The organism is Nitratireductor thuwali, assembly GCF_036621415.1.
In the GTDB taxonomy this organism is placed as follows: Bacteria; Pseudomonadota; Alphaproteobacteria; order Rhizobiales; family Rhizobiaceae; genus Chelativorans; species Chelativorans thuwali.
In genome coordinates, this window is the sequence record NZ_CP030941.1 from 649,035 (window position 1) to 673,464 (window position 24,430).

General features: G+C 63.3%; 27 protein-coding genes. 17 read left to right on the forward strand and 10 right to left on the reverse strand.

The window, feature by feature from the left end; all coding sequences use genetic code 11:
- Positions 1-107: 107 nt before the first annotated feature.
- From NTH_RS03085 to NTH_RS03095, 3 genes are all read right to left on the reverse strand, one after another.
- Entirely contained in the window at positions 108-479 is a 372-nt protein-coding gene (locus tag NTH_RS03085) for a DUF2019 domain-containing protein (protein WP_338528626.1), read from the reverse strand.
- On the reverse strand, positions 476-1,207 hold the full coding sequence (locus NTH_RS03090) for a hypothetical protein (RefSeq protein ID WP_338528627.1): 732 nt from the start codon (positions 1,205-1,207) through the stop codon (positions 476-478). Before NTH_RS03090 ends, NTH_RS03085 begins: the two co-directional genes overlap by 4 nt.
- Before the next feature lie 215 nt (positions 1,208-1,422).
- On the reverse strand, positions 1,423-2,037 hold the full coding sequence (locus NTH_RS03095; protein ID WP_338528628.1) for a TetR family transcriptional regulator C-terminal domain-containing protein: 615 nt from the start codon (positions 2,035-2,037) through the stop codon (positions 1,423-1,425).
- Between the two features lie 231 nt (positions 2,038-2,268).
- Between NTH_RS03095 and NTH_RS03100 the strand changes: the two genes are divergently transcribed.
- The 8 genes from NTH_RS03100 to NTH_RS03135 are packed head-to-tail and all read left to right on the forward strand — an operon-like array spanning position 2,269 to position 10,358.
- Positions 2,269-3,597: an aspartate aminotransferase family protein gene (locus NTH_RS03100; protein ID WP_338528629.1), complete on the forward strand. Its 1,329-nt coding sequence runs from the start codon at positions 2,269-2,271 to the stop codon at positions 3,595-3,597.
- Positions 3,597-3,884 (forward strand): cupin domain-containing protein, encoded by a 288-nt coding sequence (locus NTH_RS03105; RefSeq protein ID WP_338528630.1) that lies wholly within the window; start codon positions 3,597-3,599, stop codon positions 3,882-3,884. The genes NTH_RS03100 and NTH_RS03105 overlap by 1 nt, the downstream gene beginning before the upstream one ends.
- Before the next feature lie 15 nt (positions 3,885-3,899).
- Entirely contained in the window at positions 3,900-5,150 is a 1,251-nt protein-coding gene (locus tag NTH_RS03110) for a Zn-dependent hydrolase (RefSeq protein ID WP_338528631.1), read from the forward strand.
- A gap of 51 nt (positions 5,151-5,201) precedes the next feature.
- Positions 5,202-6,653, forward strand: a complete 1,452-nt coding sequence (hydA, locus tag NTH_RS03115) for a dihydropyrimidinase (protein ID WP_338528632.1) — start codon at positions 5,202-5,204, stop codon at positions 6,651-6,653.
- A 16-nt stretch (positions 6,654-6,669) separates the two neighbouring features.
- Positions 6,670-7,494, forward strand: a complete 825-nt coding sequence (locus NTH_RS03120) for an ABC transporter ATP-binding protein (protein ID WP_422392343.1) — start codon at positions 6,670-6,672, stop codon at positions 7,492-7,494.
- Positions 7,495-7,548: 54 nt separating this feature from the next.
- Complete coding sequence (locus tag NTH_RS03125; RefSeq protein ID WP_338528633.1) at positions 7,549-8,475, forward strand: ABC transporter permease; 927 nt, start codon at positions 7,549-7,551, stop codon at positions 8,473-8,475.
- Entirely contained in the window at positions 8,472-9,332 is an 861-nt protein-coding gene (locus NTH_RS03130; protein WP_338528634.1) for an ABC transporter permease, read from the forward strand. The genes NTH_RS03125 and NTH_RS03130 overlap by 4 nt, the downstream gene beginning before the upstream one ends.
- Positions 9,333-9,374: 42 nt before the next feature.
- Positions 9,375-10,358: an ABC transporter substrate-binding protein gene (locus NTH_RS03135; protein ID WP_338528635.1), complete on the forward strand. Its 984-nt coding sequence runs from the start codon at positions 9,375-9,377 to the stop codon at positions 10,356-10,358.
- A 60-nt stretch (positions 10,359-10,418) separates the two neighbouring features.
- Here NTH_RS03135 and NTH_RS03140 read toward each other — a convergent pair whose 3' ends face one another.
- Positions 10,419-11,366 carry a helix-turn-helix domain-containing protein gene (locus NTH_RS03140; protein ID WP_338528636.1) on the reverse strand — a complete coding sequence of 316 codons (948 nt, stop codon included), beginning with the start codon at positions 11,364-11,366 and terminating at the stop codon, positions 10,419-10,421.
- Positions 11,367-11,428: 62 nt separating this feature from the next.
- Here NTH_RS03140 and pobA point away from each other — a divergent pair, with 62 nt between their 5' ends.
- From pobA to NTH_RS03165, 5 genes are read left to right on the forward strand one after another with little or no spacing between them, the layout of a single operon-like run.
- Positions 11,429-12,601, forward strand: coding sequence for a 4-hydroxybenzoate 3-monooxygenase (pobA, locus tag NTH_RS03145; protein WP_338528637.1), 1,173 nt, complete (start codon positions 11,429-11,431; stop codon positions 12,599-12,601).
- Between the two features lie 16 nt (positions 12,602-12,617).
- Entirely contained in the window at positions 12,618-13,028 is a 411-nt protein-coding gene (gene pcaC / locus NTH_RS03150; RefSeq protein ID WP_338528638.1) for a 4-carboxymuconolactone decarboxylase, read from the forward strand.
- Positions 13,025-13,780 (forward strand): protocatechuate 3,4-dioxygenase subunit beta, encoded by a 756-nt coding sequence (gene pcaH / locus NTH_RS03155; RefSeq protein WP_338528639.1) that lies wholly within the window; start codon positions 13,025-13,027, stop codon positions 13,778-13,780. The genes pcaC and pcaH overlap by 4 nt, the downstream gene beginning before the upstream one ends.
- Entirely contained in the window at positions 13,780-14,376 is a 597-nt protein-coding gene (gene pcaG / locus NTH_RS03160) for a protocatechuate 3,4-dioxygenase subunit alpha (RefSeq protein WP_338528640.1), read from the forward strand. The genes pcaH and pcaG overlap by 1 nt, the downstream gene beginning before the upstream one ends.
- A gap of 39 nt (positions 14,377-14,415) precedes the next feature.
- Positions 14,416-15,480 carry a 3-carboxy-cis,cis-muconate cycloisomerase gene (locus NTH_RS03165; RefSeq protein WP_338528641.1) on the forward strand — a complete coding sequence of 355 codons (1,065 nt, stop codon included), beginning with the start codon at positions 14,416-14,418 and terminating at the stop codon, positions 15,478-15,480.
- Positions 15,481-15,483: 3 nt separating this feature from the next.
- On the opposite strand, the gene paaZ is transcribed toward NTH_RS03165, so the two are convergent.
- Both paaZ and NTH_RS03175 read right to left on the reverse strand, forming a co-directional pair.
- Entirely contained in the window at positions 15,484-17,511 is a 2,028-nt protein-coding gene (paaZ, locus tag NTH_RS03170; RefSeq protein ID WP_338528642.1) for a phenylacetic acid degradation bifunctional protein PaaZ, read from the reverse strand.
- 34 nt (positions 17,512-17,545) lie between these two features.
- Entirely contained in the window at positions 17,546-18,784 is a 1,239-nt protein-coding gene (locus tag NTH_RS03175; protein WP_338528643.1) for a cytochrome P450, read from the reverse strand.
- A 168-nt stretch (positions 18,785-18,952) separates the two neighbouring features.
- On the opposite strand from NTH_RS03175, the gene paaI reads away from it, so the two are divergent.
- The 4 genes from paaI (at position 18,953) to NTH_RS03195 (ending at position 22,354) form a co-directional block, all read left to right on the forward strand.
- Entirely contained in the window at positions 18,953-19,396 is a 444-nt protein-coding gene (gene paaI, locus NTH_RS03180) for a hydroxyphenylacetyl-CoA thioesterase PaaI (RefSeq protein ID WP_338528644.1), read from the forward strand.
- A 24-nt stretch (positions 19,397-19,420) separates the two neighbouring features.
- Positions 19,421-20,731 carry a phenylacetate--CoA ligase PaaK gene (paaK, locus tag NTH_RS03185; RefSeq protein ID WP_338528645.1) on the forward strand — a complete coding sequence of 437 codons (1,311 nt, stop codon included), beginning with the start codon at positions 19,421-19,423 and terminating at the stop codon, positions 20,729-20,731.
- 49 nt (positions 20,732-20,780) lie between these two features.
- A complete protein-coding gene (locus tag NTH_RS03190; RefSeq protein ID WP_338528646.1) occupies positions 20,781-21,401 on the forward strand; it encodes a TetR/AcrR family transcriptional regulator in 621 nt (206 codons plus the stop codon).
- Between the two features lie 62 nt (positions 21,402-21,463).
- Positions 21,464-22,354, forward strand: a complete 891-nt coding sequence (locus NTH_RS03195; RefSeq protein WP_338528647.1) for a PaaX family transcriptional regulator C-terminal domain-containing protein — start codon at positions 21,464-21,466, stop codon at positions 22,352-22,354.
- Here the strand turns inward: NTH_RS03195 and NTH_RS03200 are convergent.
- The 4 genes from NTH_RS03200 to NTH_RS03215 form a co-directional block, all read right to left on the reverse strand.
- Positions 22,344-22,718: a DoxX family protein gene (locus tag NTH_RS03200; RefSeq protein ID WP_338528648.1), complete on the reverse strand. Its 375-nt coding sequence runs from the start codon at positions 22,716-22,718 to the stop codon at positions 22,344-22,346. The two genes, NTH_RS03195 and NTH_RS03200, sit on opposite strands and share 11 nt — an antisense overlap.
- 87 nt (positions 22,719-22,805) lie before the next feature.
- On the reverse strand, positions 22,806-23,261 hold the full coding sequence (locus NTH_RS03205) for a carboxymuconolactone decarboxylase family protein (RefSeq protein WP_338528649.1): 456 nt from the start codon (positions 23,259-23,261) through the stop codon (positions 22,806-22,808).
- Positions 23,262-23,291: 30 nt separating this feature from the next.
- Complete coding sequence (locus NTH_RS03210) at positions 23,292-23,783, reverse strand: RrF2 family transcriptional regulator (RefSeq protein WP_338528650.1); 492 nt, start codon at positions 23,781-23,783, stop codon at positions 23,292-23,294.
- A gap of 100 nt (positions 23,784-23,883) precedes the next feature.
- The gene (locus NTH_RS03215; RefSeq protein ID WP_338528651.1) at positions 23,884-24,318 is read right to left on the reverse strand and encodes a MarR family winged helix-turn-helix transcriptional regulator; all 435 of its coding nucleotides are present in this window, start codon (positions 24,316-24,318) and stop codon (positions 23,884-23,886) included.
- Positions 24,319-24,430 lie beyond the last annotated feature (112 nt).

Here is a 24,430-nt window from a genome sequence, read left to right on the forward strand (position 1 = left end):
AACAGCATCTCGATGCCGTGCCGCGCGACGAACAACATGAGAACCGTGTCGACCAGGATGAGAATGCACGCCCAGGGCGGCAATGCGCTCGTCCAACGCCGTTGCTCTCATTCGGGCACATAACTTCTATCATGCAGGGCGCGGAGCATTCCACGCGCATCGCCGGATTGGGGATAGCCCGACCGGGCGGCAACCTCCTCGAGCACCTCCCGCGCCTCTTCAGGATGGACGGCAAGCGTGTGGACCGCCGCTTTCAGGCGCACCTGAATGTTTGGATGCCCATAGAGTTCCGAAAGGTGGCTGCGCTCGTCTCCGGGACGCCGTTTCAATTCCTGCGAGACCAGCGTCATCTGGTCATAAAGCCGATTGTAGCGACGCGTATCGAGGTCCAACTCCGCCTCGTACTGAGCGGCACCGATTTCCGCAAACCTCGAAATCAGTTGCGCCGTAGACAGCAGTTCAAGGCTCGTCTTTGTCATTGCTTCAACACCCCTTTTTCAACCAGCATCTCGATGCCGATACGGTACCTTTCCTCCCAACTCCGTCCGCGAAGGTACTCGCGCGGAGTGAGCCCGCCAAATTTGTCACTACGCGTCCCATACCACGCCGTAATTTCCCAATGTTTGTAACGCGGGATCAAAATCTTGTTGTCCGCGCTCTCGATCATCCCCCGCGTATACCCAGCCTGATAGGCCGGCGTCTTCTCCACGATATGATGGACATCGTAACCAGATCTCGACTCTTTCGCCCGCTCTCTGAGTTCCTCCAGCGAGCGCGGCTCGTCGAAATAGGATCGGATGGTGTGTCCTGCTTCATTTGCCAGCCAGCCGACACGCGCCAGAAAGAGGGCCTGTCTGAATGAAGGGAGTTGTTTCAGATATCTGGCGACTGAACGCCCGATCCGGTTGCGCTCGCGCGCCGTTTCCGGCCGCCTCTCGGGCACCTCCGGTTCTTCTGGCTCGTGGCTCGCCAGAATGATTCTCGGGCGCCCGGAATCGGTGCGTTGGGCCGGCTCGCGCCAGCCGCCTGTTCGGGTCCAGCGCCCGCCGTGGCGATGGCCGCGCGGCACGCGTGGCTGGTTGGGATCGAAGTTCGCGCGGCGTTCGAGAAGCAGTTCCAAATGCGCCGCCCGAATCCGGAACGTCGCTTCGCTGATCCGTGCGATAAGCGCCAGCCGCCTCTGCCTGTCGGTTTGAATTCCATACACGCCCTTCCCCTTTCCGCATCATTGCCACGCGACAATGATGAGGCCGTCATGGCCAACGGGGATAAACAGGCAGGGGAAACTGCTGACGGCAACGATGCGAACTTGTGTCAGGGCATAAGAATCAATGAGTTGGCGGCCTTAAAGATCTTGTTTCGACCATTTGCGCGAGCATCTGGGTCCACGGGTCCCGCTCAAACGCCGGGCGCAGCAACCGCTCACCCCAGAAACAGCCCCTCCAGAAAGCGGGCCGCGTCCTCAAAGCGCCCTTCGCCGTCCTTGCCTGGTCCCAGCACCGCGCGCACTTGCACGTCGAAATCGGCATAGTGCTGGGTGGTCGCCCAGATGGCGAAGATGAAGTGATGGGGGTCGGTCTTTTTCAACCTGCCGGCGCGCATCCAGCCGCGGATGACCGCGGCCTTTTCGTCGACCAGTTCCTTCAGCTCACCTTCGAGAAGGTGATGGATGCGCGGCGCGCCCTGCAGGATCTCGTTGGCGAAAAGCCGGCTCTCACGCGGGAAGTCGCGCGCCATCTCGATCTTCCGGCGGATATAGGAGCGGATTTCGGTGGCCGGATCGCCCGCCTCGTCCATCTCGCGCAGCGGCGCCAGCCAGGCCTCCATCAGCCGCTGAATCAATGTGGTGAAGATCTCTTCCTTCGTATTGAAATAATACAGAAGATTAGGTTTCGACATCCCCGCCGCCTCGGCGATCTGGTCGACTGTCGAGCCGCGAAATCCATGGCTGGAAAAAACCTCCAGCCCCGCTTCCAGGATCAGCTCGCGCTTTTCCTTCTGGATGCGCGTACGCGGTTTCTTCACCGGCGTGTCCATTCGCTCTTCCTTGCTCCCTCGCCACGCCGGCTGGCCCAAGCCACAGGGCCACGGTGGTGCGCGAATGCGCCGTGGGCTTTGCCTACAATCTCCTTGACCGCCTGTCTGGCGGTGTTAACGTTTGTCCAAACGGTCAAAAAATTGCGTAGCACAATCGCCTGACGAAATCCAAGGCGGCGCTCAGCAAGGCCCGGACAAGACGGCCATGGGGAACATTTTGGAGGTTTTGTCATGTCAAACCGGCTCAATCTGAAGCCGAACGATCTGAGCGCGTTCTGGATGCCGTTCACGGCAAACAGGCAGTTCAAGCAGACGCCGCGCATGCTCGTATCCGCACGGGACATGCACTACACGACCGACGACGGCCGAAAGGTGCTGGACGGCACGGCCGGGCTCTGGTGCGTCAATGCGGGTCATTGCAGGGCGAAGATCACCGAGGCGATCCAGACGCAGGCGGCCGAGCTCGACTATGCCCCCGCCTTCCAGATGGGGCATCCGATCGTCTTCGATTTCGCCAACCGGCTGGTCTCCATGGCCCCGCAGGGCATGGACCACGTTTTCTTCACCAATTCCGGTTCGGAATCGGTGGAGACGGCGCTGAAGATCGCGCTCGCCTATCACCGGGCCAAGGGCAATGGCTCCCGTTTCCGCCTCATCGGCCGCGAGCGCGGCTATCACGGCGTCAATTTCGGCGGCATTTCGGTGGGCGGCATCGTCGCCAACCGCAAGATGTTCGGCACGCTTCTGACCGGCGTCGATCATATGCCCCACACCCACCTGCCCGGAAAGAACGCGTTTACCCGCGGCGAACCCGAGCATGGCGGCGACCTCGCCGACCAGTTGGAGCGCATCGTCACGCTGCACGACGCCTCGACCGTCGCCGCGGTCATCGTCGAGCCCGTCGCTGGCTCCACGGGCGTGCTCATCCCGCCCAAGGGCTATTTGAAGCGCCTGCGCGAGATCTGCGACAAGCATGACATCCTCCTGATCTTCGACGAGGTCATCACCGGTTTCGGCCGCCTCGGCACGCCGTTCGGCGCCGATTATTTCGACGTCGTTCCGGACATCATGACCACGGCCAAGGGCATCACCAACGGCGTCATCCCTATGGGCGCGGTGTTCGTAAAGGAGGAGATCCACGACGCCTTTATGAACGGGCCGGAGCACCTGATCGAGTTCTTCCACGGCTATACCTATTCGGGCAATCCGATCGCGTGCGCCGCCGGCATAGCGACGCTGGAGACCTATCAGGAGGAAGGGCTTCTGACCCGCGGCGCCGAACTCGGCAACTATTGGGAAGACGCGCTCCATTCGCTCAAGGATGCGCCTTATGTGATCGATATACGCAGTATCGGCCTTGTCGGCGCGATCGAGCTGGAGCCGATGGCGGGCCAACCGACGAAGCGTGCATTCTCGGCTTTTCTCAAGGCGTTCGAAAAAGGCGTGCTCATCCGCACCACCGGCGACATCATCGCCCTTTCGCCGCCTCTCATCATCGAAAAGGGCCAGATCGACGAGATCGTCGACTGCCTGAGGACCGTGCTGACGGAGGTCGAGTGATGGCGCGCGCCCAGGCCGCCCACGAAGTCCAGGTCGACGACACGCGGGTGCGTGTCACCCGCTGGGATTTTCCGCCGGGCGCTGAAACCGGCTGGCACCGGCACGGCATGGATTACGTCATCACCACGGTGACGCCCTGCTCCTTCCTGCTGGAGGAACCGGGCGGCGAAAGCCGCCGTGTCGACATGCCGGCCGGCATCAGCTATCGCCGGTCGGAGGGCGTGGAGCATAACGTCGTCAATGCCGGCGATCAGCCCATGAGTTTTGTGGAAGTCGAATTGAAATAAGGGGGAATTTCCAACATGGCCGCACCGGGCGAAAATTTGAGGATCAACGCCGACCGTCTCTGGGACACGATTATGGAAATGGCGAAGATCGGCCCCGGTGTGGCCGGCGGCAACAACCGCCAGACGCTCACCGACGAGGATGGCGAAGGCCGCCATCTCTTCAAGAAGTGGTGCGAGGAAGCGGGCCTTGAAATGGGGCTTGACGAGATGGGCACCATGTTCGCCTATCGTGAGGGCGCCGATCCGGACGCCCTTCCCGTCTATGTCGGGTCGCATCTCGATACCCAGCCCACCGGCGGCAAATATGACGGCGTGCTGGGCGTGCTGGGCGGGCTCGAGATCGTCCGCACGCTGAACGACCTCGGCATCAGGACGAAGCACCCCATCGTCGTCACCAACTGGACCAATGAGGAAGGCACGCGCTTCGCCCCCGCCATGCTGGCCTCCGGCGTTTTCGCCGGCGTGCACGACCTCGAATGGGCCTACGACCGCAAGGACGCCGCGGGCAAGCGCTTCGGCGACGAGTTGGAGCGCATTGGCTGGAAGGGCGACGAAACGGTCGGCCAGCGCAAGATGAAGGCCTTTTTCGAGCTGCATATCGAGCAGGGACCGATCCTCGAGGACGAGGACATCGACATCGGCGTGGTCACCCATGGCCAGGGCCTGTGGTGGCTGCAGGTAACCCTCACCGGCAAGGAAAGCCACACCGGTTCCACGCCGATGCCCAAGCGTCGCAATGCCGGGCTCGGCATGGCGCGCGTCACCGAACTGGTGCACGAGGTGGCGATGGACTATCAGCCCGAGGCGGTCGGCGCCATCGGCCATGTCGAAATCCATCCCAATTCGCGCAACGTCATCCCCGGCAAGGCCGTCTTCACCATCGACATCCGCTCGCCCCATGAAAAGGTGCTCGACGAAATGCGCGCCCGCATCGAGGCCGGCATCGCCACCATCTGCGAGGCGCTGGACATATCCTTCGAGGTCGAGCCGGTGGGCCATTTCGCTCCCGTGACCTTCGACAAGGACTGCGTGAAGGCCGTCCGCGACGCGGCCGAGCGTCTCGGTTACAGCCACCGCGACCTCGTCTCGGGCGCCGGCCACGACGCCTGCTGGATCAACCGCGTCGCCCCCACCGCAATGGTCATGTGCCCCTGCGTCGACGGGCTAAGCCACAACGAGGCGGAGGAAATCTCCAAGGAATGGGCACAGGCCGGCGCCGACGTGCTGTTTCATGCGGTGGTCGAGACGGCGGAGATTGTGGAGTGATCTGATCTCAGGCAAGACACGAACGGCGGACAAATCAATAAAGGGGAACCCATGTCCAAGGTCATCAAGAACGGAACCATCGTGACCGCCGACCGCACCTGGAAGGCGGATGTCCTGATCAAGGACGAAAAGATATTCGCCATCGGGCCGGACCTTCATGCCGACCATGAGATCGATGCGACCGGCTGTTACGTCATGCCGGGCGGAATCGACCCGCATACGCATCTGGAGATGCCCTTCATGGGCACCTATTCCACTGACGATTTCGAAAGCGGCGCGCGCGCGGCCGTCTCCGGCGGGACCACCATGGTCGTGGATTTCTGTCTGCCCTCGCCCGGCCAGTCTCTGCTGGAAGCCATCCAGATGTGGGACAACAAGTCCACCCGTGCCACCTGCGACTACTCTTTCCACATGGCGATCACCTGGTGGAGCGAGCAGGTCTTCAACGAGATGCCGCAGGTGGTGGAGAAGGGTATCACCTCGTTCAAGCATTTCATGGCCTACAAGGGCGCGCTGATGGTGGATGACGACGAGATGTACGCGTCCTTCCAGCGCTGCGCCGAACTCGGCGCGCTGCCCCTCGTGCATGCCGAAAACGGAGACGTGGTGGCAGGGCTCCAGGCCAGGCTTCTGGAAGAAGGCAATAACGGGCCGGAGGCGCATGCCTATTCCCGCCCGCCCGAGGTGGAGGGCGAGGCCACCAACCGCGCCATCATGATCGCCGACATGGCCGGCACGCCCCTCTATGTCGTTCACACCTCCTGCGAGCAGGCGCACGAAGCCATTCGCCGGGCCCGACAGAAGGGGATGCGCGTCTTCGGCGAGCCGCTGATACAGCATTTGGTGCTCGACGAGAGCGAATATGCGCATCCCGACTGGGACCATGCCGCCCGCCGCGTCATGAGCCCGCCCTTCCGCAACAAGCAGCATCAGGATTCGCTGTGGGCCGGCCTGCAGGCGGGCTCGCTCCAGGTGGTGGCCACCGACCACTGCGCCTTCACCACCGAGCAGAAGCGCTTCGGCGTCGGCGATTTCACGAAGATCCCCAACGGAACCGGCGGGCTCGAAGACCGCATGCCCTTGCTGTGGACCTATGGCGTCAAGACCGGCCGGCTGACGATGAACGAGTTCGTCGCCGTCACCTCCACCAACATCGCTAAGATCCTCAATATGTATCCGCAAAAAGGCGCCATCGTCGAAGGCGCGGATGCCGACATCGTCGTCTGGGACCCGGAAGCGGAAAAGACCATTTCCGCCAAAGACCAGCAATCGGCCATCGACTACAATGTGTTCGAGGGCATCAAGGTGAAGGGCCTGCCGAAGACGGTCCTGTCGCGCGGCGAGATCGTGGTCGATAACGGCAAGGTCCAGCCGAAGCCCGGCCACGGCCAATTCGTCGCCCGTGAGCCGCACATGGCGGTCAACAAGGCATTGTCGCAATGGAAACAGGTGACCGCCCCACGCAAAGTGGAGCGCACGGGCATTCCGGCAAGCGGCGTATGATCGGAGAAGCGATACAGTGAATGCCGAGCCCGCCATCCGCCAGCACGCAATCTCTCCGCAGCCTGGGCAGAAAGTCGTCGAGGCGCGCGGCCTCGGCCTCACCTTCCATACCAATGACGGCCCGGTTCAGGCCCTTTCCAATGTCGACCTTTCCGTCGCCAGAGGCGAGTTCGTCTCCTTCATCGGCCCCTCGGGCTGCGGCAAGACCACGTTCCTGCGCGTCATCGCAGATCTGGAGCAACCGACCGAAGGCGCGATCAGCGTCAACGGCATGAGCCCCGAGGAAACTCGCCGCGCCCGCGCCTATGGCTATGTCTTCCAGGCCGCCGGCCTCTTTCCCTGGCGGACGATCGAAAAGAACGTCGCGCTGCCGCTGGAGATCATGGGCTACTCGCGGGCCGAGCGGAGAGAACGTGTCGCCCGCACGCTCGACCTCGTCAACCTGACCGGCTTCGAGCGCAAGTTCCCCTGGCAGCTTTCCGGCGGTATGCAGCAGCGCGCATCGATCGCCCGCGCGCTTGCCTTCGATGCCGATCTACTCCTTATGGACGAGCCCTTCGGCGCGCTGGACGAGATCGTGCGCGACCATCTGAACGAACAGCTCCTGCAGCTTTGGGCGCGCACGACCAAGACCATCTGCTTCGTCACCCACTCCATTCCCGAAGCCGTCTATCTGTCGACCCGCATCGTCGTCATGTCGCCGAGGCCCGGCCGCGTTACCGATGTCATCGAGTCGCCTCTGCCTAAGGAACGCCCGCTCGACATACGCGAGACGCCGGAGTTCCTGGAGGTGGCGCACCGGGTGCGAGAGGGACTGCGGGCGGGGCATGCCGATGATTGAGATGAGAAGAGCACAACTGGCTGTCGAAGGACATCAGCGCCGGAGGTCCGCGCCATGACCGCGATTGCCGGCACGATCCCCTCAACGGCCGCCTCTCCTCTCCACCGCCGCCTCGCCCAAGGCAAGACGCTGCCCATCCTTATCGTTCTCGCGGCCCTTCTGGCCATCTGGTACGCCTTCACCGTCTATCTGAACGCGCCATGGCAGATCGACGCCTATGAACGCGCCGGCACCGAGTGGACCGCGACCGACCTTGTCCGCGATACGATGGCGCAGGAACGCCCCGTCCTGCCCTCGCCGCATCAGGTCGTCGCGGAAATCTGGCAGACCACCGTGGGCACGCGCCTCACCTCGAAGCGCAATCTCTTCTATCATGCATGGATCACGCTCTCTTCGACGCTTCTGGGTTTTGCGCTGGGCACGGCCCTCGGCATTCTCCTTGCGGTCGGCATCGTCCATAACCGGGCGATGGACAAGTCGGTGATGCCCTGGGTCATCGCCAGCCAGACGATCCCCATCCTGGCCATCGCCCCCATGATCATCGTGGTGCTGAATGCCATCGGCCTCTCCGGCCTGCTGCCCAAGGCGCTGATCTCGACCTATCTGTCCTTCTTTCCTATAGTCGTGGGCATGGTGAAGGGCTTCCGCAGTCCTGAAGCGATCCAGCTCGATCTCATGCGCACCTATAATGCCAGCGGAAGGCAGACCTTTTTCAAGCTGCGCTGGCCAGCCGCCCTGCCCTATCTCTTCACCTCGATGAAGGTCGCTGTCGCCATCAGCCTCGTCGGCGCCATCGTCGGCGAATTGCCGACCGGCGCGGTATCGGGCCTCGGTGCCCGGTTGCTGGCGGGATCCTATTACGGGCAGACGGTCCAGATATGGTCGGCCCTGTTCATGGCCGCCGCGCTTGCCGCCGTACTCGTCGGTATCGTGGGCCTCGCGCAGCGCCTGGCGCTCGCAAGGATGGGAGGACGCTCGTGAACTGGACGATTGCAGGCGCACTCGCCTTCTGGGCCGGCGCCTGGGCGCTCAACGAGAGGCTTTCCCGGCTGGAGCCACGCTCGCCCGCGGCAAAACGAGCGCTGGGCCTGCTGGTTCCGGCCATCTTCGGCATCACATTGCTGGTCGTATGGGAAGGCGCGGTTCGGGGCTTCGACATTTCACCGGTGCTCCTGCCGCCGCCCTCGGCGATCTGGGCGCGGCTTGTCAGCGCCGTCCCCATCCTGTGGGCCGACTTCCAACAGACATTCCTGAAGGCCGTGCTCATCGGCTACGCGATCGGCTGCGGGTCTGGTTTCCTGGTGGCCATCGCCATTGACCGCTCTCCGTTCCTGCAGCGCGGCCTGCTGCCGCTCGGCAATTTCGTCTCCGCTCTACCCATCATCGGCGTCGCCCCCATCATGGTCATGTGGTTCGGTTTCGACTGGCCTTCCAAGGCGGCGGTCGTCATCATCATGACCTTCTTTCCCATGCTGGTGAACACGGTGCAGGGCTTGGCCTCGTCCAGCGCCATCGACAGGGATCTGATGCGGACCTATGCCGCCAGCTACAGGCAGACGCTGTTCAAGCTGCGCTTGCCAGCCGCCGCGCCCTTCATATTCAACGCGCTGAAAATCAACTCCACTCTGGCGCTGATCGGGGCTATCGTGGCGGAGTTTTTCGGCACACCCATCACCGGCATGGGTTTCCGGATTTCCACCGAGGTCGGACGGATGAACCTCGACATGGTTTGGGCGGAGATCGCTGTCGCCGCCCTGGCCGGCTCGCTGTTCTACGGGCTGGTCGCGCTGACCGAGCGCGCCGTGACATTCTGGCATCCGTCCATCCGCGGTGGATAACAAGGCCGCGCAAAGCGGCCCAACTTCAGAGGGAAGCAGGAAATGAAACGACTGATGATGAGTTTGACGGCCGGCGCGACGGCGCTCGGCCTGTCGCAGGCAATGGCCGCCGACGACGTGACCCTGCAGCTTAAATGGGTCACCCAGGCACAGTTCGCCGGCTACTACGTCGCAGCAGACAAGGGTTTCTATGAAGAAGAAGACCTGAATGTCGAGATCAAGCCGGGCGGCCCCGACATCGCGCCGGTTCAGGTTCTGGCCGGCGGCGGCGCGGATGTGATGGTCGACTGGATGCCGTCCGCGCTGGCGGCCCGCGAAAAGGGCGTGCCGGTGGTCAACATCGCCCAGCCCTTCGCCCGCTCGGGCCTGACAATGGTGTGCCGTAAGGAGACCGGCATAGAAAAGCCGGGGGATTTCAAGGGCAAGACCCTCGGCACATGGTTCTTCGGCAACGAATACCCGCTCTATAGCTGGCTGTCCAAGCTCGGGCTTCCGCGCGACGGCTCCGAAAACGGCGTGACGGTGCAGAAGATCGGCTTCAACGTCGACCCGCTGCTGCAGAAGCAAGCCGACTGCATCACCGCCATGACCTACAACGAATACTGGCAGATCATCGATGCCGGTCTGACCACCGACGATCTGGTCGTCTTCAGCTATACTGAACAGGGCGTCGACACGTTGGAAGACGGCCTCTACGTTCTGGAGGACAAGCTCGACGATCCCGAGTTCGTCGACAAGATGACCCGTTTCGTCAAAGCCTCCATGAAGGGCTGGCAGTGGGCCAGGGACAATCCCGACGAAGCCGCCATGATCGTGCTCGACAACGACGCCACCGGCGCCCAGACCGAGAAGCACCAGAAGCGCATGATGGGCGAGATCGCAAAGCTTTTGGGTGACGACGCCACGCTCGACGGAGCTGCGTACAAGCGCACTGTCGAAACCCTGCTCCAGGGCGGCTCCGATCCGGTCATCACCAAGGAGCCCGAGGGCGCCTTCACCCACATGATAACCGAAAAGGCGATGTGACCGAGCGCCATCAGGGGGCGGGCCACCGCCCCCTGCATTCCCGTCACAACCGGATCCGCCCTACCCCGCCAGCCGTTCGCGCTCCATCGCCCGAAACGTCCCCGGTGTCTGACCCATATGCCGCTTGAAGAAGCGATTGAAATAGGCTGGATCCTGGAACCCCAGTGAATAGGCGATCGCCTGAACCGGAGTGGGCGTGAAAACGAGGTCGCGGCAGGCCGCCCGCAGCAGATGGCGCGCGGCCAGTTCCTGAACGCTGGAGCCCGCCGCCTTGCGGCACAACCTGTTCAGATGGGCCGGCGAAACGCCCAGCTTCTGCGCATAGAACGATACGGGAAGGTGCTGACGGCAGTTCGCCGCAACCATGTCCTGCAACGCCGCGATGCGGCCCCGCCCGCCGACCGCGCCCGCCGGTTCGCCGCGCAAGGCGTTCTGCGCGCCGGCTCTCGCCACCCGCAGCAGCACTTCCGTCACCAGCACATCGAGCAGAAGCTGCCCCCCAGCCTCGGCGCGGCTTTGAAGTTCCCCATGGATCGCCTCCACCAGCGACGCCGCTCTTCGCCCCTCATCGGTTTCGATCGTAAGGACTCGGCTGGCAGACAGATAATCGGCCATGGCGGCGTCGGCGGCCATCACCGGCTTGAGCCGGTCGGCCACCCCTGTGACGACAAAGCCGTCGGCGCTCTGCGAGAAGCGGAAACCATGCGCCCGGCCCGGCGCAATGTACAGGATCGACGGTGCCTGGAAGGCCTCCGCTTCGCCGCCCCGCCCCAGGAGCTCGCCCTCGCCCGCCTGCACCAGGAAGAGCTGGAACAGCCCCTCATGCCGATGCAGCGCAATCTCCCAATTGTGCAGGCGGCTACGAGCAGGGAGTGTTTCGCTATGCAGCCAGAAGTCCTGCCTTTCCCCGGTCTCCGGCTCATAGAGCCGGAAATTGGGCACGGATTTCAGACGGTGTTTCCTTTTCATCATGATCGGATAGTGCAACTGAACGCCGCTTTTGTCCATTGTGTCGCCACGCGGTCGAAGACACTGTTGAAAGGCAGATCGCCCGGGAGGAGACAGACCGCGTGCGCACGAAAATTGCCATCATCGGCTCGGGTCCGGCCGGCCTTCTGCTGGGCCAGTTGCTGACCAATGCGGGCATAGACAACGTCATTGTGGAGCGCGCCAGCAAAGAGCATGTGCTGAGCCGCATCCGGGCCGGCGTGCTGGAGGAAGGCATGGCCGGCCTCCTGGACGAGGCAGGCGCGGGAGATCGTATGCGCGCCGAAGGCCTGCCTCACGAAGGTATAGACCTTGCCTTCGACAACCGCCGCCACCGCGTGGATCTTTTCGGGCTGACCGGCGGGAAAAGGGTTATCGTCTACGGCCAGACCGAAGTCACCCGCGACCTGATGGACAAGCGCGCGGCTACCGGCGGTGTCTCGATCTATCAGGCGGCCAATGTGCTGCCGCATGATTTCAACCGCGACCGCCCCTATCTCACCTTCGAAAAGGACGGCCGGGAAATGCGCATCGATTGCGATTTCATCGCCGGCTGCGACGGCTATCACGGCATCGCCCGCAAATCCGTTCCCGAAGATGCCATCGAGACGTTCGAGCGAATCTATCCTTTCGGCTGGCTCGGCATCATCGCCGACGTGCCTCCGGTCAATCACGAACTCATCTACGCCAATCACGAGCGCGGCTTCGCGCTCTGCTCCATGCGCTCCACCACCCGCAGCCGCTATTACGTGCAGGTGGAAGCGGACGAGCGTGTGGAGGACTGGCCCGACCAGCGCTTCTGGGACGAACTGCGCCGCCGCCTGCCGCAAGGCACGGCGGAGGCCGTCATAGCGGGCCCGTCGCTTGAAAAATCCATCGCTCCGTTACGCTCTTTCGTCGCCGAGCCCATGCGTTTCGGCCGCTTATTCCTTGCCGGAGACGCCGCCCATATCGTGCCGCCCACCGGCGCCAAGGGCTTGAACCTTGCTGCCAGTGACGTGCGCTATCTGTTTGACGGGATTCGCGAATACTATCTGGAGAAATCGACTGCCGGCATCGATGACTACTCGCAAAAGGCGCTGTCCCGCGTGTGGAAGGCGGAGCGCTTTTCCTGGTGGATGACCAACACCATGCACCGCTTCCCCGAGCAGGGTCCCTTCGGCCAGAAGATCCAGCACGCCGAGCTCGACTATCTGTTCCACTCGCAGGCCGCCCTCACCGTACTTGCCGAAAACTATGTGGGCTTGCCCTATTGATGATACCGGAGGAGAAATGACGAGCGACAAGCCATCACGGCACAGCCCCTCACGACACAGCGAAGGCATGGCCACGCGCCGTGCGGTGCTGGGCGACGAATGGGTGGACCGCGCCGAGGCCAACAAGACCGCTTTCGACGAACCCTTTCAGGATCTCATCACCGAAGCTGCCTGGGGGCATCTGTGGTCGCGGCCGCATTGGACGAAGCGTGAGCGCTCGATGGTCACCATCGCCCTCCTGGCCGCCCTCGGCCATCATGAGGAACTGGAGATGCATCTGCGCGCCACGGCCAACACGGGCGCGAGCGAGGACGACATACGCGAGGCACTTATGCATGTGGCGATCTACGCCGGCGTGCCGGCGGCCAATCATGCCATCAAGATCGCCAAGCGCGTGCTCAAGGAAATGCGAGAGGAACAAAGTTGAAGACCACACCCCTAGCCAACCGGGCTCCCGAAACCGGCGCCTTTTTCACGCGCGACCGCAACTGGCACCCCCCGGCCTTTGCGCCGGGCTACAAATCCACCGTCTTCCGCGCTCCGCAAAAGCCGCTGATCGCCTTCCCCAACACGCTGTCGGAGACGACAGGCCCTGCCTTCGGCCACGATATGCTGGGTCCCCTCGACCACGATCTGATCCACAATTTCGCGCGCGCCGGCGAAAGCGCCATCGGCGAGCGCATCATCGTGCACGGCAAGGTGCTGGACGAGCGCGGCAAGCCCGTGCCGGGCGTCCTGGTCGAGGTATGGCAGGCCAACGCGGGCGGACGGTACCGCCACAAGAAGGAAGGCTATATCGCGCCTCTCGACCCCAATTTCGGCGGCTGCGGCCGTGTCATCACCGATGCCGAGGGCCATTATGCGTTCCGCTCCATAAGGCCCGGCCCCTATCCCTGGCCGAACGGTCCCAACGACTGGCGGCCCGCCCACATCCACCTTTCCATATTCGGTGTCGGCTTCGTGCAGCGTCTGATAACGCAGCTTTATTTCGAGGGCGATCCGTTGATCCCGCACTGCCCGATCCTCAACACGATTGCCGATGAAAAGGCCGTCGCACAACTCGTGGCCCATCTCGACATGCAAAATTCTGAGCCGATGGATTCGCTGGCCTACCGCTTCGATATCGTGGTGCGTGGCCGCCGCTCCACGCCGTTCGAGAACCGCATGGAGGGAAATTGATGCTGAAAGAAACCCCGTCCCAGACCGCCGGCCCCTATGTGCATATCGGCCTGACGCCCAACTTCGCCGATATCACCGGCATCTTCCCCGAAGACGCAGGAAAGAGCCTCGTCAACGATAAGACGCTCGGCGAGCGTATCACCGTCAAGGGCCGCATCATCGACGGCCAGGGCACCGCGATCAAGGACGCCGTCGTGGAGATATGGCAGGCCGACCACCAGGGTCTCTACAATTCACCCTCCGAACCCCGCGGCCAAGCCGACACGAATTTCGCCGGTTGGGGCCGCTGCGCGACCGACATGCAAACAGGCGAATACCGCTTCGAGACGATCAAGCCTGGCCGCGTGCCTTTTGCCGATGGACGCCTCCAGGCTCCGCATGCGAGCCTCTGGATCGTCGCGCGCGGCATCAATATCGGCCTGCAGACACGGCTTTATTTCGAAGACGAAGTCGAAGCGAACGGGCAAGACCCGGTCCTGTCCCGGATCGAGCACAAGGCCCGTGCCGACACGCTGATCGCCCGGAAAGAGGGCGATTCCTATATCTTCGACGTCTGTCTGCAAGGCGAGAACGAGACGGTGTTCTTCGACATCTGATCGTGCAAACATGTCGATGAACGTTTTGCAGGAACGCGTATGAGCGCTTCGCCTTTCGACCATCCCTTTCTCGGCGGCCTCTTCGGCGGCTCGTACACCGGGCCGCTCTTCACCGCCCAGGAAGACTTCGCCGCCATGCTGCGCTTCGAGGCTGCTCTGGCGGAAGCGGAAGCGGCAGAGGGACTGATCCCGCGGGAGGCGGCCAATGCCATCAAGCGGGCCACGGTGGAGTATGTTCCCGACGCGGAAAAGCTGCGCGCCGGCACCGCTCGCGATGGTGTCGTTGTTCCGTCCCTGCTCGACGGGCTGCGGGATCTGCTACCGGCCGACCAGCGCCCGCACCTTCACTATGGCGCGACGAGCCAGGACGCCATAGACACGAGCCTTGCGCTGAGGCTCAAGAAGACGTCCGACCATCTCGTCTACGGCATCAATGAACTCGTCGGTCGGCTCGCTGCGCTGGAGACGCGCGACGGCACCCTGGAGGTGATGGCGCATACAAGGATGCAGGCTGCCATTCCTGTTCCCGCCGCGCGCAAAATTCACTCCTGGCGCGACCCGCTCGAGCGCCACTGTGCCCGCCTCGAAAGGCTGCGGCCGGAGATCGAAATCCTGCATCTGGGCGGCGCCGCCGGCACACGCGATAAACTCGGGAGCAAGGGGCCGGCGATCGCCGCCCGAATGGCCAAGGCCCTCGACCTCAATCTCGTTCCCCATGCGCGGCATTCAGAGCGCGACGGCATCGCTGAATTCGCCGCCCTTTTGTCACTAGTAACCGGAAGCCTCGGCAAATTCGGGCAGGACGTTGCGCTCATGGCGCAAACCGAGATGGCGGAAATCAGCCTCGCCACCGGCGGCGGCTCGTCCGCCATGCCGCACAAGAAGAACCCGGTCCAGGCCGAGATACTCGTCTCGCTCGCCCGCTTCAACGCGACGCTTCTGCCCGGGATGCACCATGCGCTCGTTCACGAGAACGAACGCTCCGGCGCCGCCTGGACGCTGGAATGGATGCTGCTGCCGCAAATGGTGATGGCGACGGACGCCGCATTGCGAACAGGTACGGAGCTTGCCTCCAGCATCACCTTTGCACCCCGGAAGCGGTGAAGATCACATTGCATTCATCGTCAGCAGTTCGTAGGCCGCCACCTGCTCGCCCTCCTGGTCGTAGACGCCCACGTCCCAGCGCACTTCGCCATATTCCTCGTTGCGGCGCGTCTTCTGCTTGACCGTCAGGCGGACCTTCAGGCTCGCACCCGGCTCCACAGGCTTCAGGAAGCGCAGATTGTCCAGCCCGTAATTAGCCAGCACCGGCCCCGGCGCAGGATCGACGAACATGCCGGCGGCAAAAGACAGGATCAGATAGCCATGTGCCACGCGCCCAGGGAAAAACGGGTTGGCGGCAGCGGCTTCCTCGTCCATGTGGGCATAGAAATTGTCGCCGGTGAAAGCGGCGAAGTGCTCGATGTCCTCGAGCGTGACCGGGCGCGGGCCGGCCCACAGGGTGCGACCGGGCTCCAGTTCCCCGAAGCGGAGGCGGAAGGGATGCAGCTCTTCCTCTGCCGTTGAAGCGCCCGCGACATAGCGCCCCGTCACACCCGCGATGATATCTGGGCCGCCCTGGACCGCCGTGCGCTGCATATAGTGCATCACGCCGCGGATGCCGCCCATTTCCTCGCCGCCGCCGGCCCGCCCCGGTCCGCCATGCACGAGATGGGGAAGCGGAGAGCCGTGGCCCGTCGCTTCCTTGCCCGTGTCGCGATTGGCGAAATAAAGCCTGCCATGGAACGCGCCCGAGCCGAGCACGACCTGCCGCGCCACCTGCGCGTCATGGGTAAAGACCGACGCCACCAGCGAGCCCTCCCCGCGATTGGCCAGCGCCAGTGCATGGTCGAGGTCGCGATAAGGCATGACCGTCGATACCGGACCGAATGCTTCGACCGTATGCAGCCGGCTCGCGCCGTCCGGATCGTCGCAGGCAAAGAGCACGGGAGGCACGAAGGCGCCGGCCTGCGCATCCGCTCCGTGCACCTCGAAACTGCGGACATCGCCGAAGACGCGCCGGGCCTCGGACGACAAGAGCTCGACCTTCTCCAGCACATCCGTTCTTTGCGCCAGGCTAGCCAGCGCTCCCATCCGTGTCTCGGCCAGCCGCGGATCGCCGACGACCGTCGTTTCCAGCTTCGCGGACAAGGCGTCGACCGTCGCCTCATGCCAGTCCGCCGGCACCAGAATGCGGCGAATGGCGGTGCATTTCTGCCCCGCCTTGGCGGTGATTTCGCGGTAAACCTCGCGAATGAACGCATCGAACTCCGGCGAGCCCGGCTCCGCGTCCGGTCCCAGGATCGAAGCATTGAGCGAATCCTGCTCGGCGATGAAGCGCACCGAATTGGCAAGGATGTTGGTATTCGACCGCAGCATGGACGCCGTCGATGCCGACCCGGTGAACGACACAACGTCCTGCCCCCCGAGCCTGTCGAGCAGATCGCCGGTCGAGCCGGCAATGAACTGCACCGAGCCTTCCGGCAGCAATCCAGATTCCACGATCATCCGGAAACAGGCTTCTGCCAGGAAGGCGGTCGCCGAGGCCGGTTTTATGATGCTGGGCACGCCGGCGAGGAATGTCGGCGCAAGCTTTTCGAGCATGCCCCATACCGGGAAGTTAAAAGCATTGATGTGCACCGCCACGCCCCGCAGCGGCGTCGCCACATGCTGGCCGATAAAACCGCCGGAGCGAGAAAGCTGCTCGACCGCCCCATCCACGAACAGGCGGTCGTCCGGCAGTTCGCGCCGACCCTTGGAGGAGAAGACAAACAGCGTGCCGATGCCGCCATCGATGTCGATCAGCGAATCAGCCTTGGTAGCGCCGGTGTCGTAGGACAGCTCGTACAGCGCCTCGCGCCGCTCGTTGAGATACTGGGCCAGCGCCTTGAGAATATGCGCGCGGTCGTGGAAGGTCGCCGCCCTCAGCGCCGGCCCGCCCACATTGCGGGCGTGATCGGCCATGGCCGCATAGTCGAGCCGCCCGCCGATCCTGGCGACCACACGGCCATCGACTGCGCTTTTCAGATCGCTCGTATCGCCGGAAGGCGCAACCCATTCGTCGCGCGCAAAGCTGTTCAAAGGGATAATGGACACGTCGGATTCCTTTCGAAGAATATCTGCACCGCCGCTACGCCACCTGCGCCGGAAGATGCGCGAAGCCCCTGAAGCGCACCCGCCCCGTGCGTTTCGGCGCGCCTGTCAGCCGATAGTTCGGGAAGCGCTCGAGAAAGCGCGAGATGCCGATGCGCCCCTCCATCCGCGCCAGCGAAAATCCGGCGCACAGATGAGGGCCGCCGGCGAATGCCAGGTGCTTGTTCGGTTTGCGCCCGATATCCAGGCGATCGGGGTTATCGAACTGCCGGGGGTCGCGGTTCGCCGCGCCGATGCACAAATGGATCGGCGTGCCGGGCTCGATCATCTGTCCATGGAACTGGACGGGTTCCACCGCCATCCGGTTGCCGAGCTGGTTGGGGCTCTGGAAGCGCAGGAACTCATCGACCGCGCTGCTGATAAGCTCCGGCTCTGCTTCCAGCCGCCGCTTTTCCTCCGGCCAGTCCAAAAGGGCATTGAGGCCATTACCGATAAGGTTGGTGGTGGTCTCGTGTCCGGCGTTGAGGATGAAGATGCAGTTTTGCAGCAGTTCCACCTCGCTCAGCCCCTCCCCCTCATTGCCATTGATAAGCCGCGTCAGGACGTCGGTCGCCGGATCGCCGGGGCGCCGCCGCCGGCCGTCGGCGATGCCCTTGAGAAACGCCTTGAACTCCGTCACGGAGGTGTTGCCGCGCCTGTGCTGCTCCTCGCTCAACACCGGTTCCAGCGCGCCGAGAATGGCCAGCGACCAGTCGCGCAGCGGCCCGCGTTCCTCATGCGGTATGGCAAACATGTTGCCGATCACCTCGACCGGTATGGCCGCGGCGAAATCCTCGATCAGATCGACCTCGCCTTTGTCTTCCATCCGGTCGAGAAGACTGTCGACCAGCGCCACCAGTCCCGGCTCCAGCGCGGCCAGCGCGCGCGGCGTCAGCGCCCCCATCATGATCTTGCGCACGCGGGTATGCAGTGGCGGATCGTTGAAGACGAGGCTCGTCGTGTGATGTTCGTAAAGCGGCGTATCGCCGAACTTCGGCAGGAATTCCTTTTTCTTGTCGGACGAGAAGGTCTTGGTGTCGCGATAGATGCGATCCAGATCCTCATGACGCGAAAGCATAACCGATCCATCGCCGAAACGCTTCACCGGCGCGTGCTCCAGCAAGGCGTGATACCATGGAAACGGGTCGTCCACGAAACCGGCCGGCAGCCGCGTCAGTTCGAAGCTTTCTGCCATCGCCGCGCTGTCCCGCGCGGCGTTTTCAGCCATCTGAGCCATTCTTTTCCTCCCGGGCAGCTATTTCTTTGGAAATGGCCGCCCCCATCCAAGCAGGAGTTCGAACAAAGTTCGAGCGGGCGTGCCTGCGCCCAACACTCAAAGCATTATTGACCGACCGGCCGGTTTATGCAACTCTTTCTGCATAGAAGCGGCCTGGGAGGAGCGTAAATGGAGGGTTTGCAACTGTCTCCACAGGAGATCGCCGAAAGAAGCTCCGCAGCCATGTGGGCTCGTGACGACGCCTCGAAATGGCTCGGCGCCACGCTCGATGCGGTCGGACCGGGCACCGCCACGGTGTCTATGACGGTGCAGGAACATCATACCAACGGCCACGACATCTGCCACGGCGGCTTTATATTCACCCTTGCCGACTCGGCCTTCGCCTTTGCCTGCAACTCCTACAACCAGATCGTGGTCGCCCAGCAGAACTCCATCACCTATGTCGCTCCCGGACGTCTCGGCGACCGGTTGACGGCTGGAGCCCGCGAAATCGCCCGCTTCGGGCGCTCCGGTATCTATGATGTGAGTGTGACCGATCAGGACGGAAGACTGATCGCCGAGTTCCGCGGCAATTCACGGCAGATCGCCGGGCAGCATTTTCAGGATAGCTAGGCCCTGCGCTTGTTGGGAGGAACCATGAAAGATCTGGCACCCAAAAGGGAAGAACTCGACCCGATCGAGATCGCCTCGCGCGACGAGATCGCCGCCCTGCAGCTCGCGCGGCTTAAATGGTCGGTCAAGCACGCCTATGAGAATGTCCCGCACTATCGCAGGCGTTTCGATGACGCCGGCGTCCATCCTGACGATCTCAAGCAGCTATCTGACCTTTCCAAATTCCCCTTCACGGTCAAGACGGACCTGCGCGACAATTATCCTTTTGGCATGTTCGCCGTGCCGCGCGAAAAGGTGGTTCGCTTGCATGCCTCCTCCGGCACCACCGGAAAGCCCACTGTCGTCGGCTACACGGCCAACGACATCGACGTGTGGGCCGACTGCGTGGGGCGCTCCATGCGCGCTTCCGGCACACGGCCGGGCGACATCGTCCATATCGCCTATGGCTACGGCCTCTTCACCGGCGGCCTTGGCGCGCATTACGGTGCCGAGCGCCTCGGCTGCACGGTGGTGCCCGTCTCCGGCGGCATGACGGCGCGCCAGGTCACGCTGATCGAGGATTTCGGCGCCAGCACGATCATGGTCACGCCCTCCTATATGCTTTCGATCCTGGACGAGTACCGCTCGCAGGGACGCGATCCCCGCCAGAGCCCGCTCCAGATCGGCATCTTCGGAGCCGAACCATGGACGAACGCCATGCGCCAGGAGATCGAGCAGGCCTTCGACATGCATGCCGTGGATATTTACGGCCTTTCGGAAGTCATGGGGCCCGGCGTGGCCAATGAATGCGTGGAAACCAAGGACGGATTGCACATCTGGGAGGATCATTTCTATCCCGAGATCATCGACCCGGAGACGGGAGAGCCGCTGCCTGACGGCGAAAAGGGCGAACTCGTCTTCACCTCGCTCACCAAGGAAGCCTTCCCTATCATCCGCTATCGCACGCGCGACCTGACACGCCTTCTTCCGGGCACCGCCCGCTCCATGCGCCGCATGGAAAAGATCACCGGCCGCTCCGACGACATGATGATCCTGCGCGGCGTCAACGTATTCCCCACACAGATCGAGGAACAGATCCTGACCGTCGACGGCCTGGCGCCCCATTTCCAGATCGAGCTGACCCAGGAAGGCCGCATGGACGCCATGACCGTTCATGTGGAGACGCTTTCGGCTGAGGTTGCGGAAGAGCTCCGCGCCGCCGCCTGCCGCCAGCTCTGCGACCGCATCAAGGACGTCATCGGCGTCACCGTGCGCGTCAACGCAACACCGCCAGGGGGCGTCGCCCGCAGCCAGGGCAAGGCAGTGCGCATCGTCGACAACCGGCGGAAAGGGTGAAGCGGATGTTTCCAAAGTCGGCGCGGCCCCTCGAATGCAGTGCATTCTGATGGCCCGCACGCGCGCCAAGGACTACGACGACAAGCGCGGCGCCATCCTGCACGGGGCGGCCAGCGTCTTCGCGCGCGACGGCTACGACCGCGCCTCGATGGCCCAGCTCGCCGGCGAGCTGGGCGTCTCGAAGGCCCTGCTCTACCACTACTACAATTCCAAGGAAGCGCTGCTCTACGACATCATCGCCAATCATCTGGAAGCGCTGGTGGAGGCCGTCGAGGCAGCCGACGATGAGGAGCTCGCGCCCGACGAGCGGCTGGAAGCGCTGGTCACAGCCCTTCTGGAAGCCTATCGCGACGCCGACGACGAACATCGCGTGCAGCTTTCGGGCCTGCGCCTCCTGCCGGAGGCCGAGCAGGATGAGCTCAAGGCGATGGAACGCCGTCTGGTGGAGATATTCGCCCACGCCGTGCACAAGTTGAATCCCGCCGCGTTCGACAGGTCGGCACTTCTCAAACCCGTTACCATGAGCCTGTTCGGCATGCTGAACTGGTTCTACATGTGGTTCCGCGAGGGAGGCGGCATATCGCGGCGGGACTATGCCCGCCTGGCCACCCACATGCTGGTCAGCGGCGTCACCACGCTTGATCGGGCGCGGCTCGTCAAGCACGATTGACAAAGGCGGCGGCACTCGACGAACGCCTTGCCCACCCCTCTCCGCCGTGGCATGAGCATGGCATGGATGCATCCAGCGATCGCGCAGCCGCAGCCCTCGAAGCACTCATCGCACGTCTGCATGGCCGTGGCCGCCTGCGGGTCTGGTCGCTCGTCATCACGCTGTTCGGCGATGCCATCCTGCCGCGCGGCGGCGAAGCGCCGCTGGCGCTGATCCAGGATGTCATGGCCCGGCTCGGCATCGAAGCCGGCGCCGTGCGCACCGCCATGTCGCGCCTCGCCGCCGACCACTGGGTCGAGCGGGAGCGGCGGGGCCGCAATTCCTATTTTCGGCTCGATGCGCGCGGCCGCCACGCCTTCGACCTCGCCACCCGGCGCATCTACGCCGCAGGCCCGCCGGTCTGGGACGGCTCCTGGACCGTCGCCATAGCCACCGCCAGTGCGGCCGCGAACGCCGCCGCAGAACTCACCGAGAACGGCTTTCTGAAACTGGCCGACAACATCTTTCTCTGCCCTCGTACACTGCCCGAACAGAACGGCCTGCGAGAAGTCCTTTCGGACATGCTCGTCATCCGCGGTTCGAGCGCCGAGCATCCCGAGCAGTTGCGCAACCTGTGGCCGTCACAGGACATCGCCAATGCCTATCGCGATCTTCTGAAATCATGGATGCCTTACGCCTTCGAGCTGGAACAATGCTCCCCGCCGGCTGCGTTGGACGCAATGGCTGCCCGCACCTTGCTCATTCACGACTGGCGCCGCATCGTGCTGCGCGATCCCGGCCTGCCTGCCGCGCTCCTGCCCCGCGACTGGCCCGGCGAGGAAGCCCGTGCAATGGTCGCCGGCATCTATGGTAAGCTGGTTGCAAACAGCGAGCGCTGGCTGGACGAGGCGGGCCTGCCCGCCCAAACGAAGCGGGCAGCCTTCGCCGCCCGCTTCTGCGATGTCAAACCGTAGCCGCAAAACCCAGCAGCAGCCCGCCCGTTATCATGCTGTTTCCGATGAAGGCGTTGACGTGCTCGACGCGCTCCGGCCCCTGGAACGACCAGAAATTGTGAAACAGCACAGTGGCCAATACCATGAAGACGCAGAGCGCAAGGACGGCGGGGCCGAGCCCGATGCCCGCCGCAAAGGCCGCCCCGCCCGCAATTTGCGTGGCAATGGCGACTGCGAGACACAAGGTAGGCACGGGCAATCCCGTCTTTCGAACCATCTCCGTCAGAAACGCGAACGCCCTGATATTGCGCACACCCGCAACCACGAAGGCGCCGCCTATCAGCAACCGCCCCAGCGCTGCGATCGTTTCAGTGTTTTCCAGCACGTCGTATCTCCTGTCGCCAATGTTCCGCATTCGGCCCGTCGGGCCCGGTTGCTCTACGATGACTGCTTGTCAGATGCCGGCATGAGGTCATGCCGCAACTCGCTCAACGGGATGGATCGTGCGGAAGGAGACGCAGAGCCTGTTCCAGATGTTGATCATCGACACGGCGACCGTCAGCTTGACCAGTTCCTCCTCCGAGAAATGCTCGCGCGCATGCGCGAACAGCGCATCCTCCACCGGTCCGTTCGAAAGCTTCGTCACCGCCTCCGTCCATTCGAAGCCGGCGCGCTCCCGGTCGGTGAAAAGCGGCGATTCGCGCCAGGCGGCGACAAGGTTGATCCGCCGTTCGCTCTCCCCGTCGCGCCGGGCCTCCCGGCTGTGCATGTCCACGCAGAAAGAGCAGCCATTGATCTGCGATGCCCGCAGCTTGATAAGGTGCAAAAGGCCCTTCTCCAACCCCGATTGCTCCACGGCTTCGTTTAGCGCGACGACGGGCTTGAGAATCTCGGGCGCGGCTTTCCAGTAGTTGAGACGCGGTTGCATCGTCATTCCTTTCCGTTGGTTTGTGAAAATTCAGGGTCTTTGATGGCGCGCGACAAAGGCGCAGCCGAACTCGATGGCGCGCGGATCGGCATCCGCCTGATAGCCGGCGATCACGTCTGAAAGGCGTGTCCTGGCGAGTTCGTCGCGCCACGCCTTCTCGGCCCGCAGCATCGCAGCATTGATGCCGCAGGGCTTTCGATAAGCCGAAGGCTCCAGCGCACCAGGCCCGCGCTGCCTGATTTCGGCGCAACGAAATGCCGGCCGCGGACCCTCGATGGCGATCACGATGTCCAGCAGGCTGATGCGCTCCGGCGATTTCGCCAGCCGGTAGCCGCCATGCGGACCGGAAACCGACTCGAATACCCCCGCCGCCGCCAGCAGCTTCAGGTGCTTGAGCAGATAGCTCGGCGAAAGCCCATGATATTCGGCCAGAGCCGAAGCCGGCAGCGTGCGACCCTCCTCGAGCCCCGCCAGCAGCGCCGCACAGTGAATGGCCGCTTCCACGCCCTCGCTAAGCTTCATCCCAATCTCCTATCCTGGATAATAATTATCATGGATATTCTTTATCTTCAATAGGCCGGATCAACCCACGATGAAGCACCCACCGCTCGGCCCATTCCGCCTATTGAAGCTTTTTCAGCAGCACGGCCAGCGTTTCCGCGTCCTCCACTGTCAGCCGCTCGCCGATGGCCTCTTCGATAGCCGCACCGTAGACCGCCCACATATCCTGCCTCAGCACCCGCCCTTCGGCGGTGATCCGCAGCCTGAAGCCGCGCCGATCCTCAGGGCAGGCGCCGCGCTCGACGAGCCCCGCCCCCACCAGCCGGTCGGCAAGCCGCGAAAGATTGTACTGCTCGAAAAGCAGCGCCTTTTCCAACTCGAACGGGCGGAGCCCGCAGTCTCCCGCCTTCTCCAGCTCCCACAGCGCGTCATACCAGGAGAGCGGCGGCAGCTCCTCCTCCTTCAGCCGTTGCTCGATGCGCGCGGTGACGAGGCGCCCCGCCCGCGCCAGGGCGATCCATGCGGCAACGGTTGTTTCATGGGGTTTGATGGGCATGGGTTCACCGATGGTTTATTAGATGTAATTGCATTGAGATTGACATGTGCGCCACATCTCCAATATAAATGCATCTGCATGGATCTTCCATGCAGCGCGATCATAGGAGAAA